Source organism: Crenobacter luteus, from assembly GCF_004345725.1.
In the GTDB taxonomy this organism is placed as follows: domain Bacteria; phylum Pseudomonadota; class Gammaproteobacteria; order Burkholderiales; family Chromobacteriaceae; genus Crenobacter; species Crenobacter luteus.
Genome location: NZ_SLXG01000034.1, coordinates 1 through 17,068, shown reverse-complemented (window position 1 = coordinate 17,068; position 17,068 = coordinate 1). Strand labels below are relative to the sequence as shown.

13 protein-coding genes are annotated in these 17,068 nt (G+C 70.1%); 11 read left to right on the top strand and 2 right to left on the bottom strand.

Annotated elements, in window-relative coordinates:
* The 11 genes from EV683_RS14805 to EV683_RS13530 form a co-directional block, all read left to right on the top strand.
* Window positions 1-135: phosphoenolpyruvate carboxylase (locus EV683_RS14805; protein ID WP_165916843.1), on the top strand; the 135-nt coding region annotated here is incomplete at its 5' end.
* A gap of 232 nt (window positions 136-367) precedes the next feature.
* A complete protein-coding gene (locus tag EV683_RS13575) occupies window positions 368-2,014 on the top strand; it encodes a glycoside hydrolase family 13 protein (RefSeq protein ID WP_131863155.1) in 1,647 nt (548 codons plus the stop codon).
* Between the two features lie 230 nt (window positions 2,015-2,244).
* The gene (locus EV683_RS13570; protein ID WP_131863154.1) at window positions 2,245-3,261 is read left to right on the top strand and encodes a porin; all 1,017 of its coding nucleotides are present in this window, start codon (window positions 2,245-2,247) and stop codon (window positions 3,259-3,261) included.
* 42 nt (window positions 3,262-3,303) lie between these two features.
* Entirely contained in the window at window positions 3,304-4,212 is a 909-nt protein-coding gene (locus tag EV683_RS13565; protein WP_131863153.1) for a carbohydrate kinase family protein, read from the top strand.
* 292 nt (window positions 4,213-4,504) lie between these two features.
* On the top strand, window positions 4,505-5,233 hold the full coding sequence (locus EV683_RS13560) for a winged helix-turn-helix domain-containing protein (protein WP_066613888.1): 729 nt from the start codon (window positions 4,505-4,507) through the stop codon (window positions 5,231-5,233).
* A 2-nt stretch (window positions 5,234-5,235) separates the two neighbouring features.
* Window positions 5,236-7,827 (top strand): PAS-domain containing protein, encoded by a 2,592-nt coding sequence (locus EV683_RS13555; RefSeq protein WP_131863152.1) that lies wholly within the window; start codon window positions 5,236-5,238, stop codon window positions 7,825-7,827.
* Between the two features lie 121 nt (window positions 7,828-7,948).
* Window positions 7,949-9,220: an ABC transporter substrate-binding protein gene (locus EV683_RS13550; RefSeq protein WP_131863151.1), complete on the top strand. Its 1,272-nt coding sequence runs from the start codon at window positions 7,949-7,951 to the stop codon at window positions 9,218-9,220.
* Window positions 9,221-9,279: 59 nt separating this feature from the next.
* Complete coding sequence (locus EV683_RS13545; RefSeq protein ID WP_165916842.1) at window positions 9,280-10,242, top strand: carbohydrate ABC transporter permease; 963 nt, start codon at window positions 9,280-9,282, stop codon at window positions 10,240-10,242.
* Entirely contained in the window at window positions 10,243-11,073 is an 831-nt protein-coding gene (locus EV683_RS13540; RefSeq protein ID WP_131863150.1) for a carbohydrate ABC transporter permease, read from the top strand.
* 6 nt (window positions 11,074-11,079) lie between these two features.
* Window positions 11,080-12,714 carry an alpha-glucosidase family protein gene (locus tag EV683_RS13535; protein WP_131863149.1) on the top strand — a complete coding sequence of 545 codons (1,635 nt, stop codon included), beginning with the start codon at window positions 11,080-11,082 and terminating at the stop codon, window positions 12,712-12,714.
* 2 nt (window positions 12,715-12,716) lie between these two features.
* On the top strand, window positions 12,717-13,850 hold the full coding sequence (locus tag EV683_RS13530; RefSeq protein WP_131863148.1) for an ABC transporter ATP-binding protein: 1,134 nt from the start codon (window positions 12,717-12,719) through the stop codon (window positions 13,848-13,850).
* A 52-nt stretch (window positions 13,851-13,902) separates the two neighbouring features.
* Here EV683_RS13530 and EV683_RS13525 read toward each other — a convergent pair whose 3' ends face one another.
* On the bottom strand, window positions 13,903-14,631 hold the full coding sequence (locus EV683_RS13525) for an MgtC/SapB family protein (RefSeq protein WP_131863147.1): 729 nt from the start codon (window positions 14,629-14,631) through the stop codon (window positions 13,903-13,905).
* A 79-nt stretch (window positions 14,632-14,710) separates the two neighbouring features.
* Window positions 14,711-16,093, bottom strand: coding sequence for a magnesium transporter (gene mgtE, locus EV683_RS13520; protein WP_131863146.1), 1,383 nt, complete (start codon window positions 16,091-16,093; stop codon window positions 14,711-14,713).
* Window positions 16,094-17,068: the final 975 nt, after the last annotated feature.

Here is a 17,068-nt window from a genome sequence, read left to right as displayed (position 1 = left end):
CTGAACGCGCTGAACCTGCTGCAGGTCGAGCTGCTGCGCCGCTTGCGCGCGGCGCCGGACGACGCCGGCGAGGTGCTGACGGCGACGCACCTGACGATCAACGGCATCGCGACCGGCTTGCGCAACAGCGGCTGAGCGGGCGGGAAGGGCCGGCGAGTCCGGGAAAGGTTGGCCGAGGCCGGGCGAGGCAAGCGCAGCGTCGCGACGGAATGGCTCGGCCAACCTTTTGGCTTGCCGGGCGGCATCGCGCGGCTCCGGCGCGGGGCGCGCCATTGCAATTGTTAACCGCATGCCCGCCGCGACGACATTCGCGGTTAACCGGCGCGCGCTCAGATGGGGCGATCGCAACCCGACAAGGAGGATCGCCATGCAGCGCAAATGGTGGCAAGGCGCCGTGGTCTACCAGATCTACCCGCGCAGCTTCTGCGACGCCAACGGCGACGGGGTGGGGGACCTGGCCGGCATCATCGGCAAGCTCGACTATCTCGAAACGCTCGGCGTCGACGCGATCTGGCTGTCGCCGGTGTACCGCTCGCCGATGGACGACAACGGCTACGACATCTCCGACTACCAGGACATCGCCGCCGAGTTCGGCACGCTGGCCCAGATGGAGACGCTGATCGCCGAGGCCGGCCGGCGCGGCATCCGCATCGTGATGGACCTGGTGGTCAACCACACCTCGGACGAACACCCGTGGTTCGTCGACGCGAAAGCGTCGAAGGACAGCCCGTACCGCGATTTCTACATCTGGCGCCAGCCGGGCCCGGACGGCGGGCCGCCGGACGATCAGCGCTCCTACTTCGGCGGCAGCGCGTGGGAGTACGACGCGGCCAGCGGCGAGTACTACTTCCACCTGTTCTCGCGCCGCCAGCCCGACCTCGACTGGGAGAACCCAGCGGTGCACGAGGCGGTGCACCGGATGATGAACTGGTGGCTGGACAAGGGCATAGGCGGCTTCCGTATGGACGTGATCGACCTGATCGGCAAGGAGGTCGACAAGCAGATCACCGCCGACGGCCCGTGCCTGCACGGCCTGTTGCGGCAGATGCACGAGGCGACGCTCGCCGGCCGCGACGTGGTGACCGTCGGCGAAACCTGGAGCGCGACGCCCGAGGGCGCGCGGCTCTATTCGGACCCGGCGCGGCGCGAGCTGTCGATGGTGTTCTCGTTCGAGCACGTCACGCAGACCTGGGACGCCGAGCACGGCAAGTGGCGGTCGCGCCCCTTCGAGCTGGTCGCCTTCAAGCGCGTCGTCTCGCGCTGGCAGGCGGCGTTGGCCGAGGCCGGCTGGAACTCGCTGTTCTGGAGCAACCACGACCTGCCGCGCGCGGTGTCGAAGTACGGCGACGAGGGGCGCTTTCGCGTCGAGTCGGCCAAGGCGCTCGCCACCGTGCTGCACGGCCTGAGGGGCACGCCCTACGTCTATCAGGGCGAGGAGATCGGCCTCGTCAACCCGCGCTTCGACTCGATCGACGACTACCGAGACATCGAGACGCTGAACCTCTACCGCGAGCGCATCGCGGCCGGCGAGACGCACGAGGCGATGATGGCGGGCATACGCGCGAACGGCCGCGACAACGCGCGCACGCCGATGCCGTGGGACGCGTCCGAGCACGGCGGTTTCGGCAAGGCCGCGCCGTGGATCCGTCCCAACCCCGACTACGCCGAGGTCAACGTCGCCGCCGCTTTGGCCGACCCGGACTCGGTCTTCCACCACTACCGGCGGCTGATCCGGCTGCGCAAGGACGAGGAGGCGCTGGTGCTCGGCGACTACCGGCCGCTCTTGGACGAGCATCCCGAGGTGTTCGCCTATCTGCGCACGCTGGGCGGGCGGCGGCTGGCGGTGGTCGGCAACCTGTCGCCGCGCGACGTCGAACTGGCGCTGCCGGCCGAGCTGGAGAGCGCCCGCGTCCGCTGCCTGATCGCCCACTACGACGCGCCACAGAGCCTGTCCGGGCGTCTCGCGCTGCGGCCCTACGAGGCCTTCATCGTCGAGCTCGCGCCGCCGCCCTGACGAGCGTCGCCCCCGTTTCTGCCTGGCACTTCGCCGCACGCCCGCGTGCGGCTTTTTTTGCGCCGCGCGCGCCGGTTTCAATTGTTAACGGCGGCGCGCGCCGGCGAAATTCCCCGTTAATACCGTCGCGTTTTCATCGTCCGACAGCCGCGGCGGGTTCGATGCCGCCGGCCGGATGCCCGCGCCGCCGCAAGGGGGCGGGCCACGATAACGACAAGGGAGTCGGAGAGATGAAACTGAAGTATGTGTTGCTGGTGCTGCTGGGCGCCTCCGCCGCCGCCAGCGCGGACGTGAAGATCATCGGCAAGATCGAGGGCGGCCTGCAGGTCAAGCGCAACGTCGACGGCACGCGGGTGAACGGCGTCAAGGATTTCGGCTCGGAGATCGACTTCGTCGGCAGCGAGGACCTCGGCGACGGCCTGAAGGCGATCTGGCAGATGAACAACAACGTGCATATCGACAACGCGCAGGCCGGCGACGTGTTCGCGTCGGGCGACACCTTCGTCGGCCTGTCGGGCGGCTTCGGCGCGGTCAAGCTCGGCCGCGGCATCAACGCCTACGGCGACAACTACTGGGGCGGCGGCTTCTACGACGTCGGCGACCACGGCGCCGACCGCGGCGTCGGCGGCGTGCTCGGCATGGGCGACGCCGGCGGGCAGAAGGGCGCCGTCAAGTACGAGTCGCCGAAGTTCGGCGCCTTCAACGCGTCGGCCAGCTGGGCGGCCGGCGAGAAGGGCGGCGACGGCCACAAGGCCGGCAACGCGTGGGCGCTCGGCGCCTACTACGAGGGCGTCAGCTACGGCCTGCACGCCGGCTACACGCGCCAGGACCTCGTCACCGGCAGCGCCGGCGCCTACAGCGACGCCGGCAGCGCGCGCGACTGGGTGCTCGCCGGCAAGTGGAGCCCCTTCGACGGGCTGACCGTCGGCGCCGAGTACAACCACGCGACGCTGTCGAGCGGCGCCGCGACGATAGGCGCCCTCGCCATGCCCGACGAGCTGAAGCCGCAAAAGAGCCTCGCGCTGCGCGCCGAGTACCGGCCGGGCCGCTTCGCGGTCCGCGCGACCGTGCTGCGCACCGAGAACTACAAGTACGACGACGAGCGGCGCCGCAACGAGGTCGTGCTGGGTAGCAGCTACGAGCTCTCGAAGCGCACCGCGCTGGTCGCCGAATACCTGCGCAGCAAGGTGAACACCGACCCGCGCGCGGGCAGCGAGCTGGTGCTCGGCCTGCACACCCACTTCTGACGAGCGAGGGGCGGCGGCGCCGTCCCGATGGAGGAACGCAGCATGACGCAAGCGATGCCGCGGGTCGTGGTGCTGGGCGAGGCGCTGACCGACTTTTTGCAGATGCTCCCCGGCGTCTGGCACAGCCGCGTCGGCGGCGCGTGCTGGAACGTCGCGCGCGCGGTGGCGCGGCTCGGCGTGCGCTCGGCCTTCGCCGGTGCGGTCAGCCGCGACGAGCTGGGCGACGCGCTGGCGCGCGAATCGGCCCGCGCCGGTCTCGACGCGCGCTTCCTGCAGCGCGCCGACAAGCCGCCGCTGCTGGCGCTGGTGCCGTCGCTGTCGCCGCCGCGCTATTTCTTCGCCGGCGGCGACTCGGCCGACCTGGCCTTCGACCCGGACGCCTTGCCCGAGGGCTGGCTGGAGGCGGCCGAGGTGCTGCACTTCGGCTCGATCGCGCTCGCGCGCGAGCCGCTGGCGTCCCGGCTGCTCGGGGTGGCGCGCCGTGCGCGCGCGGCCGGCAAGCGCGTCACCTTCGACCCGAACTGGCGCAACGCGATGGGCGAGGGCTACCTGCCGGTGTTCCGCGAGATGATAGGGTTGGCCGACGACGTCAAGCTGTCGGACGAGGACCTGGCGGCGCTGATGCCGGGCTGCGCGCCGCGCGAGGCGTTGGGACGGCTGCTGGCGGCGAACCCGGCGCTGTCCATTCTCTACACCGAGGGCGCGCGCGGCCTGAGCCTCGTCACCGTCTCGGGCGAGCGGCACGAGCCGGCGCGGCCGGTCGTCGTCAGCGACACCGTCGGCGCCGGCGATGCCTGCCTGGCCGGCTGGATCGTCGCGACGCTCGAGCGGCGGGCCGATCCGCTCGCCTTCGCCGCCGCGGCCGGCGCGGCCGCCTGTCGCGCCGCCGGCGCGCACCCGCCGGCGCGCGACGAGGTCGAGTCGCTGCTCGACGGGAGTGGCGGCGCCTGACGCAGGCGGGCAGGCGCGACGGCGGGAAGCTCGGCGGCCGCAGGGTATGGGGCTCGGGCCGGTCGGGATGGGGAACGGCAGGCGGTAGTTTTGCTACATGGCGGCCGTCGGCGCGTTCGCCGCCTTCGCGCCGCGTGTCGTCGCGTTTTCTGTGTTTTTCGTTGTTTTTGCGGGTTTTCCATAGGGGTTTTCAGTCGTTTTTTTCGTCGACCGGCGGCGTCGCGTTGGTAGTATTGCTACAGTTCCGGCCCCGCGCGGGGCGGCGCGTCAAGCTGCGACAAGGAGACGACGGATGGAGGAGAAGCATCGCATTCTGGTCCTCGACGACGAGGACGAGGTCAGGACCCTGTTGTCGGCGCTGCTGGAGGAGGCCGGCTACGCGGTGAGCGCGGTGGCGACGAGCGCCGAGATGTTCGCGCGGCTGGCCGCCGCGCCGCACGCGCTGGCGCTGCTCGACCTCAAGCTCAGGGGCGAGGACGGGCTGACGGTGGCGCGCGAACTGCGGCGCCGCTCGACCATGCCGATCGTGATGATGAGCGGGCGCGGCGACGAGACCGACCGCGTGCTCGGCCTCGAGCTGGCCGCCGACGACTTCCTCGTCAAGCCGTTCTCGGGCCGCGAGCTGGTGGCGCGCGTGCGCGCGCAGCTGCGCCGCGCGACCGAGCTGTCCTACCCGAAGCCGCCCGGCGACGACGGCGGGTCCGAGCGCTACGGCTTCGGCGACTGGGTGCTCGACCTCACCCGCCGCGTCCTCACGCACGCCGACGGCCGCGCCTGCGCGCTGACGCCGGGCGAGTTCGCGCTGCTGTCGGCGATGGTGCGTCAGCCGCAGCGCGTCTGGTCGCGCGACCAGCTGCTCGAGCACACGCGCGGCTTCGACTGCGACGTCTACGACCGCACCATCGACGTGCTGATCCTGCGGCTGCGGCGCAAGATCGAGCCCAACCCCAGCCAGCCGGCCTACATCCGTACCGAGCGCGGCCTCGGCTACCTGTTCGCCGGCGCGGTGACGCGGCTCTAGCGATGGCGCTGTTCCGCTGCCTGCGCTCCCCCGAGCGCTCGACGATACGCTTCCGGCTGGTCGCCGCCTTCCTCCTGTTGTTCTGCGTGACGCTGGCCGTGGCGACGGTCGGCGTGCTCGGCATGCGCGCCAACCAGCGCACGCTCGACGAGTTCGAGGCCTCGGTGGTGCCCGAGATCGCGCGCGTGCTCGAATTGTCGGAGAAGGTCGCGCAGGTCGCGGCGATCGCGCCGGGCATGACCGGCACCGCGTCGCCGGACCTCCTGCACGACAACACCGAACTGCTGCAGAGCCTGCTCGGCGACATCCGCCGGCTGTCGTCGTCGCTGCCGGCGCGCGCCGAGGAAAAGCTCGCCGTCGCCGGCGAGCTGGACGGCATCGACCGCGACCTGACGCGGCTGATGGCGCTCGCGCGCGCGAGCCACGCGCAGCAGCAGGTGCTGCGCGCGCAGCGTCGCGCGCTCGACGAGGTTGGCCGAGCGATCTTTCTCGAGCGCAGCGCGGTCGCGCGCGAGACGCCGACGCTGCTGAACCTGTGGGTGACGCTGTCGGCCGCCTCGGCTGCCGACGGCACGGCCTCGCTCGGCCGCTTCGAGAGCGACGCCGAGGCGCTGTGGGCGCAGGCCGAATCGCGCGGCGAGACGCGGCGGCGGCCGGCGCTGGCGGCCGAGCTCGGCCGGCTCGCCGACCCGGCAGGCGGCGTGCTGGCGACGCGGCGCGGCCAGCTCGTCAACGAGCAGGATACCGGCTACGTGGTCGCGCTGATGCGCGCGCACGCCGACCAGCTCGGCGTGCGCGCCGCCCGCTACGTGCGCGAGCTGCGCGAGATCGCCGCGCAGCGGCGCGCGCGCGTGCACATCGCGGTCGCCTCGGGCGAGTCGAGCCTCTTGCTCTTGGCCGGCGGCGGCGTCGTGCTCGCGCTCTTTGGCGTGTTCTACGTCGGGCGTGTGCTGACGCGGCTGCAGGCGATGACCGGCGTGATGGCGCGGCTGGCCGCCGGCGACACCGGGCAGCTGATCCCGGCGACCGAGCGCTGCGACGAGGTCGGCGACCTGGCGCGCGCCTTCCAGGTGTTTCGCGACACGCTGCTCGACAAGCAGCGGCTGGCGCAGGGGCTGGACGCGCAGCGGCGCCTCTTGGAAACGGTGTTCCAGTCGATGAGCGACGGCCTGTCGGTCTACGACGCGGCCGGCCGGCTGGTCGCGTGGAACCCGACCTTCGTGCGGCTCCTGGAGTTGCCGGCCGGCTTCGTCAGGCCGGGCATGAGCCTGGCCGAGCTGCGCCACGGCGTGCCGCGCGCGTCGCGCTGGCGCGCGGTGTCGCGCGACACCGCGACGCGCACCGAGGACGGCCGCACCCGCATCGCCGCGTCGGCCGAGCTGCACCTGTCGGGCGGGTGCATTCTCGAATTCCAGTGCCAGGGCATGCCCGACGGCGGCTGGGTCGCGGTGTGCCGCGACCTCTCCAGCCGCCGCGCGGTCGAGGCCGAGCTGCGCCAGGCGCAGAAGATGGAGGTGCTCGGCCAACTGACCGGCGGCGTCGCGCACGACTTCAACAACTTCCTCGTCGCCATCCTCGGCAACCTCGAACTCTTGCAGGCGCGGCTGGCCGGCGAGCCCGACTCGCTCGCGCTGGCCGAGCGCGCGCGCCGCGCCGCCGAGCGCGCCTCGCAGCTGACGCGGCGGCTCTTGGCCTTCGCGCGCCGCCAACCGCTGACGCCCGAGCTCGTCGAGGTCGGCGCGATGTTGGCCGAGATGCAGGACCTGGTCGAATACTGCGTCGGCGACGCGATCCGCGTCGTGATCGAGCCGGTCGTCGGCCAGCCGACCGTCCGCGTCGACCGCGGCCAGCTGGAGAACGCGGTGTTCAACCTCGCGCTCAACAGCGCGGCGGCGATGCCCGACGGCGGCACGTTGACGCTGTCGGCCGCGCGCGTCGAGCAGCCGTCGCACTTGCCCGGCTGCGCGGCGGCGGTGGTGCTGCGCGTCGCCGACACCGGCACCGGCATCCCGCCGGCGCTGCTGTCGAAGGTGGTCGAACCCTTCTTCACGACCAAGGCGCCGGGCGAGGGATCGGGGCTGGGGCTCAGCATGGTGTACGGCTTCGCGCGCCAGAGCGGCGGCGACCTGGCGATCGACAGCGTGCCGGGCGCCGGCACGACCGTCTCGGTGTGGCTGCCGGCCGGCGAGGCCCGCGCGGAGCGCGGAGCGCGGAGCGCGCCCGTCGCGGCGCCGGCGCGACCCGGCGCGACGGTGCTGGTCGTCGAGGACGACGACGCGGTGCGCGAGACGACACTTTCCATGCTCGCGACGCTCGGCGCCGTCGCCGACGGGGTTGCCGACGCCGACGCGGCGCTGGCGTGGCTGGCCGGCCGCGGACCGGTGGCGCTGGTGCTGTCGGACATCTCGCTGGGTGCCGGCGGCGACGGCGTCGTGCTGGCGCGGCGCATCCGCGAACGTTGGCCGAGCCAGGAGGTGGTGCTGACTTCGGGCCTGCCGCTCGAGAGCCACCTGGCGCGCGCCGACTGGCACCCCGGCCAGCGTTTCGTCGCCAAGCCCTTCTCGTTGCCGACCTTGGCCGGGCTCTTTGCCTGAGGGGCCGGTTTCAAATGTTAACGGCGCGGCGCTTTCGCGAAATGCCCGGTTAACCCGGTCGCGGTTTCATGGCAGGGCCAGACAGGCCCAGCCCGAAACCACTAAAGAGGAGAAACCGGGAATGAAAACCAGGATGACCGTTCTCACCGTCGCCGCCGCCCTCGGCGCCGCCGCCGGCACCGCCGGCGCCGCCACGCTGAAGATTTCCTGCGGCGCGGTCGGGCAGGAGCTCGAGCTTTGCAAGCAGTCCGCCAGCCAGTGGGCGAAGAAGACCGGCCACCAGGTCGAGGTGGTCGCGACCCCGAACGACTCGAACGAGCGCCTGGCGCTCTACCAGCAGATCCTCGCCAGCGGCTCGGACAAGATCGACGTGTTCCAGATCGACGTCGTCTGGCCCGGCATCCTCGCCCGCCACCTGGTCGACCTGCGCCCCTACGTCAAGGGCGCCGAGAAGCAGCATTTCCCGAGCATCGTCGCCAACAACACCGTCGCCGGCAAGCTGGTCGCGATGCCGTGGTACACCGACGCCGGCCTGCTGTACTACCGCAAGGACCTGCTCGACAAGTACAAGCTCAAGGCGCCGACCACCTGGGATGAACTGGCCGCGGCGGCCAAGACGGTCCAGGACGCCGAGCGCGCCGCCGGCAACGACAAGCTGTGGGGCTACGTCTGGCAGGGCCGCGCCTACGAGGGTCTGAGCTGCGACGCACTCGAGTGGGTCGCCAGCCACAACGGCGGCACCGTGGTCGACGCCACGGGCAAGGTCACCATCAATAACGCCAACGCGGCCAGGGCGCTGAGCACCGCCGCGTCGTGGGTCGGCACGATCTCGCCCAAGGCGGTGCTCAACTACGGCGAAGAGGAGGCGCGCGGCGTGTTCCAGGCCGGCAACGCGGTCTTCATGCGCAACTGGCCGTACGCGTGGGCGCTGGCGCAGAAGACCGACAGCCAGGTCAAGGGCAAGGTCGGCGTGATGCCGCTGCCGAAAGGCGGCGCCGCCGGCCGCAACGCGGCGACGCTGGGCGGCTGGCAGCTGGGCGTGTCGCGCTACTCGAAGAACCCCAAGCTCGCCGCCGAGCTGGTCGCCTACCTGACCAGCGCCGAGGTGCAGAAGATGCGCGCGATCAAGTCCTCGTACAACCCCACCATCCCGGCGCTGTACCAGGACGCCGAGGTCGTCAGGGCCAACCCCTTCATGGCCGCGCTCTACACCACCTTCAGCAGCGCCGTCGCGCGCCCGTCCAGCGTGACCGCCTCCAAGTACAACCAGGTCAGCAACCAGTTCTGGAACGCCTCGCACGACGTGCTCTCGGGCAAGTCGGACGCCAAGTCGGCGCTCGCCCGCCTCGAGTTTTCGCTCAAGCGCCTGGCCCCGGCCGGCAACTGGAAATAATCCTCGCCTGAAGCGACGCATCGCGTCCCGCGAGGGCGGGGTGCGTCGAAGGAGTGAACATGGTGAACGAATCCTCTTCGCTGACCGCCGGGGCGCCGCCCGGCGCGGCCGGTCGCTCGGACGGCGAGTCCTCGTCGATCGGGCGCACGCGCCGCCGCCAGGCCTGGCTGCTGGTGCTGCCGATGCTGGCGGTGCTGGCGGCGATCGCCGGCTGGCCGCTGGCCCGCACGCTGTGGTTCAGCCTGAGCGACGCGCAGCTGTCCGACATGGCGTCGCGCCAGTTCGTCGGCCTGGCCAACTACATCGGCGAAACCGGCGTGCTGCGCGACCCCGAGTGGTGGAACGCGGTCGGCAACACGCTCCAGTTCGCGCTGGTGTCGGTGTCGCTCGAGACCGTGCTCGGCCTCGGCGTCGCGCTCTTGTTGAACCACCCGTCGCGGCTGCGCACGCTGCTGCGCGCGGCGGTGCTGGTGCCGTGGGCGATTCCGACCGTGGTGTCGGCCAAGATGTGGACGTGGATGCTGCACGACCAGTTCGGCGTCATCAACGCGCTGCTGCTGTCGGCCGGCCTGATCGACCATCCGCTCGCCTTCACCGCCGACCCCGACCTCGCGTTCCCGACCATCCTGCTGGTCGACGTGTGGAAGACCACGCCCTTCATGGCGCTGTTGATCCTGGCCGCCTTGCAGATGGTGCCGGGCGACTGCTACGAGGCGGCGCGCGTCGATGGCGTACCGCGCTGGCGCGTGTTCTTCCGCGTCACGCTGCCCCTGATCCTGCCGGCGGTGATGGTCGCGATGATCTTCCGCGCGCTCGACGCCTTGCGCGTGTTCGACCTGATCTACGTGATGACGTCGAACAGCAGCGCGACCAAGAGCATGTCGATCTACGTGCGCGAACAGATGATCGACTTCCAGCAGGTCGGCTACGGCTCGGCCTCGGCCATCCTGCTGGTGATGATCATCGCGCTCGTCGTCGGCTGCTGGCTGACCTTCAACCGTGTCCGCATGGAGGGCAAGTAAATGAAGAAGCCCCTGTTGCCGACCCTCGGCTACTACCTGCTGGTCGCCGTCGTGCTGGTATTCGCGCTGTATCCCTTCGTCTACGCGATCGCCACCTCGCTGAAGGAGGGCGCGGCGCTGTTCTCGACCGCGCTGCTGCCGGCGCATCCGTCGCTGGCCAACTACCGTTCGGTGTTCGCCGACCAGCCCTTCGGCGCCAACCTCCTCAACTCGGTGCTGGTCGCCAGCGGCGTCGTGCTCTTGTCGCTCGGGCTCGCGCTCTTGGCCGCCTACGCGCTGGGCCGGGTGTCGTTCCGCGGCCGCGGCGTGCTGCTGATGACCATCCTCGCCGTGTCGATGTTTCCGCAGGTGGCGGTGCTGTCCGGGCTGTTCGAGCTGATCAGCCTCCTGGGCCTCTACGACCATCTCGGCGCGCTGGTGCTGGCCGACCTGATCTTCACGCTGCCGTTCACCGTGTGGATCCTGGTCACCTTCATGCGCGAGCTGCCCAAGGAGCTCGAGGAGGCGGCGCTGATGGACGGCGTCGGCGTGCTGACGCTGATCTTCCGCATCTTCCTGCCGCTGCTGTGGCCGGCGCTCGCCGCGACCGCGCTCTTGGCCTTCATCGCCGCGTGGAACGAGTTCCTGTTCGCGCTGACCTTCACGCTGTCGTCCGAGGAGCGCACCGTGCCGGTCGCGATCGCGCTCTTGTCGGGCGGCAGCAGCTACGAGCTGCCGTGGGGGCAGATCATGGCCGCGTCGGTGATCGTCACCGTGCCGCTGATCCTGCTCGTCCTCGTCTTTCAACGTCACATCGTGTCCGGCCTGACCGCCGGCGCAGTCAAGGGGTAACCATCCATGCTGAATCGACAAAACGACTGGTGGCGCGGCGCCGTGATCTACCAGGTGTACCCGCGCAGCTTCCAGGACAGCAACGGCGACGGCGTCGGCGACCTGCCGGGCATCACCGCGCGGCTCGACCATATCGCGAGCCTCGGCGCCGAGGCGGTGTGGATCTCGCCGTTCTTCAAGAGCCCGATGGCCGACTTCGGCTACGACGTGTCCGACTACCGCGACGTCGACCCGATGTTCGGCACGCTGGCCGACTTCGACGCGCTGGTGGCGCGCGCGCACGAACTGAACCTCAAGGTGCTGATCGACCTCGTGCTCAGCCACAGCTCGGACCAGCACCCGTGGTTCGCCGAGAGCCGGCAAAGCCGCGACAACCCGCGCGCCGACTGGTACGTGTGGGCCGACCCGCGGCCGGACGGCACGCCGCCGAACAACTGGCTGAGCATCTTCGGCGGTCCGGCCTGGCAGTGGGACACGCGGCGCGAGCAGTACTACCTGCACAACTTCCTCGTCAGCCAGCCAGACCTCAACTTCCACAACCCGGCGGTGCAGGACGCGCTGCTCGACGTGGCGCGCTTCTGGCTCGATCGCGGCGTCGACGGCTTCAGGCTCGACACGGTCAACTTCTACGTGCACGACAGGCTGTTGCGCGACAACCCGCCGCAGCCGGCCGGCGGACACGCCGCCGGCGTGCCGGCGAACAACCCGTACGCGCGCCAGCGCCACCTGTACGACAAGACGCAGCCGGAGAACCTCGCCTTCCTGTCCCGCCTGCGCGCGCTGATGGACAGCTACCCGGGTTCGGTCAGCATCGGCGAGATCGGCGACGACCTGCAGTACCCGACGCTGGCGGCCTACACGCGCGGCAACGAGCATCTGCATATGGCCTACGTGTTCCCGCTGCTGACGGAAAACTGCGACCCCGGCTATGTCCGCGCCGTGCTGGCCGATTATCTGGAAGAGGCCAGCGACGGTTACGCCTGCTGGTCGCTCGGCAACCACGACGTACCGCGCGTCGTCAGCCGCTGGAGCTCGCTCGGCGGTTCGCCGTCGGCGCGCGCGCGTCTCGTGCTGTCCTTCCTGATGTCGCTGCCCGGCGCGGTCTGCCTCTACCAGGGCGAGGAGCTCGGCCTGCCCGAGAGCGAAGTGCCGTTCGAACTGTTGCAGGACCCGTACGGCAAGACGATGTGGCCCGACTACAAGGGCCGCGACGGTTGCCGCACGCCGATGGCGTGGACCTCGGCGCCGGACGGCGGCTTCGGCGCCGGCGCGCCGTGGCTGCCCATCGATCCGGCCCACCTCGACCTCGCCGTCGAGCGCCAGGAAGAGGGCGACACCGTGCTCGCCTTCTACCGCGACTTCATCGCCTGGCGCCAGCAACAGGACGCGCTGCGTCTGGGCACGCTGCGCCTTCTGGCGCCGCACGAGCAGGTGCTCGCCTTCGTGCGCGAGCACGAGGGCCGCGCGCTCTTGTGCGCGTTCAACCTGTCCGACCGCCCGGCGAACTACACCGTCGCCGAGGCCGGCCGTCTCGAGGTCGCCGCCGCTCCGGGCTTCGCCGGCCGCGTCGTCGACAATCGCATCGAACTGCCGCCGCTCCAGGCCTGCTTCGCCTGGATCGGCCGTCCGCAAGGAGAATGAGCATGTGCCAGATCCAGCTGACCCAGTTGCAAAAGCGCTTCGGCGCGACCCCGGTGCTCGCCGACGTGAACCTGACCGTCGAAGAGGGCGAGTTCTGCGTCTTCATCGGCCCGTCCGGCTGCGGCAAGTCGACGCTGTTGCGCATCATCGCCGGCCTCGACGACGCCAGCGCCGGCGACATCGTGATCGGCGGGCGGCGCGTCAACGACGTCGCGCCGGCCAGGCGCGACGTCGCGATGGTGTTCCAGAGCTACGCGCTCTACCCGCACATGACGGTGTACGAGAACATGGCCTTCGGCCTGCGCCACCTGAAGCTGCCGGCGGCCGAGATCGAACAGCGCGTGCGCCGCGCGGCCGAGTCGCTGCACCTGACCGCCTTGCTCGACCGCAAGCCGGGCGCGCTGTCCGGCGGCCAGCGCCAGCGCGTCGCGATCGGCCGCGCGATCGTCAGGAAACCCAAGGTCTTCCTGTTCGACGAACCGCTGTCCAACCTCGACGCCTCGCTCCGGGTCAAGACCCGCGTCGAGATCGCGCGGCTGCACCGCGAGCTCAACAACACGAGCATGATCTACGTGACCCACGACCAGGTCGAGGCGATGACGTTGGCCGACAAGATCGTGCTGCTGCGCCCGCTCGAGGGCAAAAGCGGCGTGGCGAGCGTCGCGCAGGTCGGCAGTCCGCTCGAGCTCTACCACCACCCGGCCAACCAGTTCGTCGCCGGCTTCATCGGTTCGCCGGCCATGAACTTCCTGCCCGGCGTCGTCGCGTCGGCCGAGACCGCGCGGGTGACGGTGCGCGCCGGCGACGCGCTGTTGTCCGCCGCGGTCGACGCGGCCGGGCTGGCGGCCGGTGGGGCGGTCACGCTCGGCGTGCGGCCCGAGCATGTCGTCGCGGGGCAGGGCGAGCTCGTCGGTCGCGTCGTCCATATCGAGCACCTCGGCGAGCACAGCTTCCTCTACCTCGACACCGCGCTGTCGCCGCAGCCCTTGGTCGTCAAGACCGCGCAGGGCGACGTGCCGCTGGGCAGCCGCATGCCGTTCTCGCTGCCGGCCGAGTCGCTGCACCTGTTCCACGCCGACGGCGCCGCCGCGCGCCGGCTCAGGGTGCCGGCCGACGCCGCCTGCGTGCCGGCCTAGCGCGCGCGTCGAATGCGCCGTGCCGCCGCAGGGGCGTGTGGCGTGGTGACGCTCACTCGGCCGTGCTCGGGCTCCAGAACGCCTGACGCACGGCCGCCTGTTTGGCGATGCGCGCAAGCAGCGCGTCCAGCTCGTTACCGTCGACCGACGTGACGGTCAGCGTCGCCTCGATCTCGACGTCTGTCTCGCCGAAGGCGTGGATGTCGAGTTCGCGGATCGGGTAGCGGCAGCGCTCCAACTCCGCCTCCAGCAGCGTCAGTACCTCTTGCTGCTGCCGGCGGTCGGCGATCACGTAGACGGTGTTGGTTACCTCGACGGATTCGACGTCGAGCGGCTGGCGGTTGATGGCGTTCACGATCGGGCGCAGCAGCGTATTGGCCGCCAGCACGAAAAGCGTGCCCAGTATGGCCTCGAGCAGCAGGCCGGCGCCGGCCGCCACGCCGACGGCGGCCGAGCCCCACAAGGTCGCGGCGGTGTTGATGCCGCGGATATTGCCTTCCTCGCGCATGATCACGCCGGCGCCGAGAAAGCCGACGCCGGACACGATATAGGCCATCACGTGCAGGGGGCTGGGCGAGCCACCGTAAAGGGCGTGAAAGCGCAGCGCGATATCGACGAACAGCGCGGCGCCGACCGCGACGAGGGCGTTGGTACGCAAGCCCGCCGTCCGTTGTCGGTACTGCCGTTCCAGGCCGATGACGGCGCCGAGCGTGAAGGCGCTTGCAAGGCCGGCCAGCGTATTGAGCGAGGCGCCAAGGTCGAAGTGTTGGACGATGTACATGAATTCATTCCTCCCAAAGCGCCGAGCCTGACGATGCACGGTAACGGCATCGTGACGGCGTGGCCCGGCGCGTTCCCGTTTAGCCGGCGTGCCGGAGCAGGTCGCCGAGGAAGGCGTAGGCAAAGCCGAAGTAGATGAACACGCCGATCAAGTCCATGACCGAGGTGATCAGCGGCGAGGACAGGGTCGCCGGGTCGGTGCCGATGCGTCGTGCCGCGAACGGCAGCAAGGCGCCGATGATGCCGCCCAGTGCCGTGCAGACCAGCATCGACAGCCCGACCACCATCAGCACGTCGAGGCCGACGCCTTTGCTGAAGTAGGCCAGCACCGCCTCGAGCGCGGCGATCGTGATCCCCAGCGCCGCCGCTACCGGCAACTCGCGCCGAATGACCAGAAAGATGTCGCGCCAGCTCAGCTTGACCTCGCCCAGCGCCATCGCTCGGATCACCAGCGTGGCCGACTGGCTGCCGGTGTTGCCGCCCATGTCGACGATGGGCGCGATGAAGGCTGCCAGCACGATGGCCTGCGACAGCAGTTCCTCCTGCGCCGCGACGAAGGTGCTGGTGATCATGCCGAAGAAGGTCAGGATCATCAGCCAGAACACCCGCACGCCGAACATCTGCCTGAAAGGCGAGGCGAGCATGTCGAGGTCGGGGCCGCCGATCGACGCGGTACCGCCGAAGCGGGCCAGTTGGGTGGCGTCCTGTTCCTTTTCGATGTCCATCGCGTCGTCGACCGTGACGATGCCGACCATTTTTTCGCCGCCGTTGACGACCGGCAACGCGAGCAGGTCGTAGTGGCGGATCAGTTCGGCCGCCTGCGTTCTGGGCCACTGCGCGCGCGCGAACACCGGGTCGCGGCGCATGATCTGGCCGATGAGCGCGTTTTCTTCGGCCAACACCAAGTCGCGCAGCGATACCGTACCGCGCAGCGCGAAACCGTCGTCGAGCACGTAGACCGCGTAAATCGTTTCCTTGTCCGGCGCGGTCGCGCGGATATGCGCCAGCGCCTCGGCGACGGTCATTTGCGGCGAGACGTAGGCATAGTCCGAGGTCGTCACCGAACCGACCGTTCCTTCCGGGTAGGCCGCCAACTTCAGGATATCGTCGCGTTCGACCTTGGCCAGCGCCGGCAGCAGCTTCTGCTTGGCGTCTTCGCCGAGCCGGTTGAACAGGTCGGCGCGGTCGTCGGACGGCATGTGTTCGAACAACTGTACGACCGCTTCGCGTGGCATCGCGCGCACCAGCATGTCCTGACGCGCGTCGGCAAAGTGCGCGAACAACCCGGCGCGCTCGGGCGCGTCGAGCGTCATCAGCAGCGCCAGCACTTCCTCGGTGCCGAGCACCTCGAAGGCCTCGATCAGGTCGGAAGGATGGATGTGCCTGACCAGGTGGGCAAATCCGGCGGCGTCGCGCGAGAGCGACAGGGTGCGTACGCAAAACAGCAGATCTTCGCGGTTCATGGGGTGTTTTCCTTGACTGGGCGGGCGCCGCCTGGCGATGGGCAAAGGGCGCCCCTGTGCCGTCGTCGGCACATGACAATAGGGTGTTCTGTTACCGCCTGGGCGGTGAACGGCGGGGTGTCAGCGCGTCAGGCGCGGACCGCAGATCGCGGCAGCGGCACGCGACGAGGACGCGGCGGCAGCGCGCGCGGCGCCAGCGGCCATCGCGCGAGGCAGGCAAGGAAAGCAAAGATGAATTTCAGCATGGGCGTGCTCCTTATTCGGCCCGGGGCAGGGCACGCCCGGTCGCTCAGAGCATGGGCGCGCCCCGGCAAGCCAGGGCCGGCAGCGGGTAGGGAAAATACGGGGCGTTCGTGACGCAAGGTCGATCAGGGCCAGGTTCCATGACGGTCTCCGGTTCGTTGACGAAATGCCTCGCAGCAAGCGGGACGCGCGCGTGCCGGGGCGGGCGTTGCGGGCAACGAGGCCATGCACGCCGTGCGCCGTCGCCACGCCAGGCGCAGCGACAGGCATCGCCGACAGGGCGATGCGCACGGATTTTTAACGGAAAGCAGGGGAAGACAGCCAGATCGGGCTGTCGGATAGCGCTGCTTGCCTATCGAGGCAAGGCAGCGGGCAGATGGGGCTCGCGATTACCTTGCCTGTGGGTGGTCGACGCAGGGCCGACGACTGGGACTGTCCACAGGAGGGGCTCCGAAATCTGAAAACGGCCGTATTGTAGGCCGTCTGCGCCGGCAGCGGCAAGCGCAGCTGCAGCAAAAAAAGATGAAGAATTGATGACAGCGGCCGCCGCGTTATGCGTCGGCCGCTGTTGCGGTGCATCAAGCCGGTTGGCGCGAGGTGCGTACGGCCGGTTTGGCTGGGTGCGGCGCGTCGGCGACGCCGTTGACCTTCTGGTACAGCGCGATCAGCCTTGATGTCGAGCTGTCGTGCTCGGCGGCGCCGAGCTGGCCGGTCAGCTCGCCGTGGATGGTC

Excerpts from the sequence above, each read along its gene's own strand:
- EV683_RS13575 (WP_131863155.1), top strand. The coding sequence starts at position 368 with ATGCAGCGCAAATGGTGGCAAGGCGCCGTGGTCTACCAGATCTACCCG.
- EV683_RS13570 (WP_131863154.1), top strand. The coding sequence starts at position 2,245 with ATGAAACTGAAGTATGTGTTGCTGGTGCTGCTGGGCGCCTCCGCCGCC.
- EV683_RS13565 (WP_131863153.1), top strand. The coding sequence starts at position 3,304 with ATGACGCAAGCGATGCCGCGGGTCGTGGTGCTGGGCGAGGCGCTGACC.
- EV683_RS13560 (WP_066613888.1), top strand. The coding sequence starts at position 4,505 with ATGGAGGAGAAGCATCGCATTCTGGTCCTCGACGACGAGGACGAGGTC.
- EV683_RS13555 (WP_131863152.1), top strand. The coding sequence starts at position 5,236 with ATGGCGCTGTTCCGCTGCCTGCGCTCCCCCGAGCGCTCGACGATACGC.
- EV683_RS13550 (WP_131863151.1), top strand. The coding sequence starts at position 7,949 with ATGAAAACCAGGATGACCGTTCTCACCGTCGCCGCCGCCCTCGGCGCC.
- EV683_RS13545 (WP_165916842.1), top strand. The coding sequence starts at position 9,280 with ATGGTGAACGAATCCTCTTCGCTGACCGCCGGGGCGCCGCCCGGCGCG.
- EV683_RS13540 (WP_131863150.1), top strand. The coding sequence starts at position 10,243 with ATGAAGAAGCCCCTGTTGCCGACCCTCGGCTACTACCTGCTGGTCGCC.
- EV683_RS13535 (WP_131863149.1), top strand. The coding sequence starts at position 11,080 with ATGCTGAATCGACAAAACGACTGGTGGCGCGGCGCCGTGATCTACCAG.
- EV683_RS13530 (WP_131863148.1), top strand. The coding sequence starts at position 12,717 with ATGTGCCAGATCCAGCTGACCCAGTTGCAAAAGCGCTTCGGCGCGACC.
- EV683_RS13525 (WP_131863147.1), bottom strand. The coding sequence starts at position 14,631 with ATGTACATCGTCCAACACTTCGACCTTGGCGCCTCGCTCAATACGCTG.
- mgtE (WP_131863146.1), bottom strand. The coding sequence starts at position 16,093 with ATGAACCGCGAAGATCTGCTGTTTTGCGTACGCACCCTGTCGCTCTCG.